Below are 2,580 nucleotides of genomic sequence, written 5' to 3'. Positions count from 1 at the left end.
GGCCCACCGCCCGCCGGCCCACCGCCACATGCCGAAGGGGGCAACGGGGGCAACGGCAGACCGCCTCGGCGCGGGCGGCGGCGCATCGAGTTCCCGCCCCGCGATCCAGCCTGACGGGCCGGGTCGTCCCAGAAGTTTTCCACAACTACAGCGAGACGCTGGATCAACGCGGACACAACCGTCATCGTCTTCTCATGGCCCTTATCCCTGGCCGACTCTCCTGGCAGGAGATCGCCCTCACGCAGGCCGGTGTGATCACGATTCGCGACGCGGTCGCCGCCGGCCTCCCCCGCACCGAGATCCGCGCGCGCCTGACCGAGAACCGCTGGCGTCAGCCGTACCGCGGCGTGCTGGTCACCGACCTCGCGCCGCCCGCCGACCCGCAGCGGCTGTGGGCCGCTCTGCAGGCCATCGGTCCCGACGCGGTGCTCGCCGGGGGCTGCGCGGCGGCCCTCGCCGGGCTGGCGGGCCACCCCACGGAACCGATAACGGTGCTGGTTCCGGCCCCGCGCCGGGTCAACGCCCCACCCGGCATCCAGGTGCGGCACAGCGCGCGGCTGGACACCACCGAGATCGACGCGCTGCGGCTGCCCCGGTGCACGACGCCGAGCCGGTCGGTGGTCGACATGGCCGAGTGGGCACCGACGCGGGCCCAGGCCCGCCGATCCGTCGTCGACGCGGTGCTCCAGGGCGTCGTCAGTCTCGGCGGGCTGCGGGCGGCGCTGGCCCGCCGAGGTCCGATCAGCCGGCGGACGCTGATCGCCGAGACGCTCGACGTGCTCGAGTCCGACGCTCCGCGGCTCACCGAGATCAGGCTGCGGCGCCTCGAGGAGCTCCACGACCTACCCGCCGCCCACTGTTCGGTGGACGGTCCGGCGGGTGAGCCCGCCTCCCGGCTGCGGGTGTGCTTCGAACCTTGGCCGGTCCGGGCCCAGATCGCGACGACGGTCACCGAACCACTCACCCGGTGCGGGCCGGGCGACGAGCTCGTCGTCCTGCTGCCGGCACGCCTGCTGCGCCAGGCACCCGACGAGGCCGCCACTCTGCTCACCGGCGCGCTGCGGGAGCGTGGCTGGGTGCCGCCGCGACGCGACGCCCCCGCGGCCATCGCGTCCTGACGGGCAGCAGGTCGCAGGGTTGGCGTGAGGCTGATCGTGCCGTAGTTTTGTCCGAACGATGATGCGGGAGCTTCCACTCAAGGAGGCTGAGAGGGCGGCTGGGTGCAGACCCGGGGCCGCCGACCGCCTGAACCTGTCCGGGTAATTCCGGCGTAGGGAGTGGCCGTAGTGTCTCCAGTTCTGTCCGTGCCGGCCGCCGTGGACTCGGGTCAGCCAGCCTGACCGGCAAGTCCGGCCAGCGGGTGCGACCCGCGCTCGCCGACGCCACGGACCTGGCCGAACGCGCCAGCCCTCCCGGTCGGAGCCTCGTCGGCGCGGGCTGATTCCCAGCCTGTCCCACCCACCCCGGCGGGAGCGCCGACGCGCGGCTTTTGGCGATCCCGATGACCGTCGGCATCGGACCTCGGTCCACACCTCGGTCGGGCAGGCGCCGCGCCCACGCGCGTGCCGAGCGTCGAGTTCGACGACGCCAACGGAGACGACGCCAACGGAGACGACGCCAACAGATCAGCACAGCCGACGAAAACGGAAAGGAGACAGGGTGTTCGCGCGCCGCCGCAGAGACCAGCCGGTGCCGGACGGCACCGCGCCGGCGCCGTCCGGCACGACCGGGATCGAAGTCTCCGGGGTCAGCCGCCGCTTCGGGGACACCGCCGCGCTGGACGGGACCGACCTGAGCATCCCGCCCGGCGCGAGGGTCGGCATCGTCGGGCCGAGCGGCTGCGGCAAGTCGACCCTGCTGTCGATGGTCTGCGGGCTGGACGAGCCGGACACCGGCCGCATCGAGGTGCTCGGCGCCACCCGCGGCGACGAGCGGCTGGCGCACTGCGCCTGGATGCCGCAGCGCGACCTGCTGCTGCCCTGGCGCGGGGTGCTGGCCAATGCCCGCGTCCCGCTGGAGAACCAGGGGTTGTCCCGCGCCGAGGCGTCGCGGCGGGTCGCACCGCTGCTCGACCGGTTCGGGCTCGCCGAGTTCGCCGAGCACCGGCCCGCGCAGCTGTCCGGGGGGATGCGCCAGCGGGTGGCGTTCCTGCGCACGATCGTCGCGGGCAAGCCGGTGCTGCTGCTCGACGAGCCGTTCGGCGCCCTCGACTCGATCACGCGCGCGGACCTGCAGGACTGGCTGCGGTCGATGCTCGCCGACGAGCCGCGCACTGTCCTGCTCGTCACCCACGACGTCGAGGAGGCGCTGCTGCTGTGCGACCGGGTCGCGGTGATGTCGGCCCGGCCGGGGCGGATCGTCGCGTCCGTCGACGTGGCGCCGTATGCCGGGCGCGGTCCCACCGCCCGGCGCGCCCGCCTCGCCGACCCCGAGTTCGTGGCGTTGCGGGACACCGTCCTCGGCCACCTGGAGGACGTCCGCCAGCCGACGGACGACCGCGGGCCGCAGGCCGTCCGGTGACCGTGACCCCGCGCGCCGCGAGGCCCACCTCCGTCCCCGCCGTCGGACCCGAAACGACAC

At 74.3% G+C, this 2,580-nt stretch carries 2 protein-coding genes and 1 riboswitch; both genes read left to right on the top strand.

Annotated elements, in window-relative coordinates; all coding sequences use genetic code 11:
* The first annotated feature begins 194 nt into the window (after nucleotides 1–194).
* Nucleotides 195–1,118, top strand: a complete 924-nt coding sequence (locus MXD58_RS28670) for a type IV toxin-antitoxin system AbiEi family antitoxin domain-containing protein (protein ID WP_248839166.1) — start codon at nucleotides 195–197, stop codon at nucleotides 1,116–1,118.
* 53 nt (nucleotides 1,119–1,171) lie between these two features.
* Nucleotides 1,172–1,294: riboswitch (TPP riboswitch) on the top strand.
* Nucleotides 1,295–1,659: 365 nt separating this feature from the next.
* Complete coding sequence (locus tag MXD58_RS28665) at nucleotides 1,660–2,520, top strand: ABC transporter ATP-binding protein (RefSeq protein WP_248839165.1); 861 nt, start codon at nucleotides 1,660–1,662, stop codon at nucleotides 2,518–2,520.
* Nucleotides 2,521–2,580: the final 60 nt, after the last annotated feature.

It is taken from the genome of Frankia sp. AgKG'84/4, from assembly GCF_023242965.2.
Taxonomy (GTDB): Bacteria; Actinomycetota; Actinomycetes; order Frankiales; family Frankiaceae; genus Frankia.
Note: the sequence above shows the minus strand (reverse complement) of the source record. Positions and strands in the feature narration are given on the sequence as shown.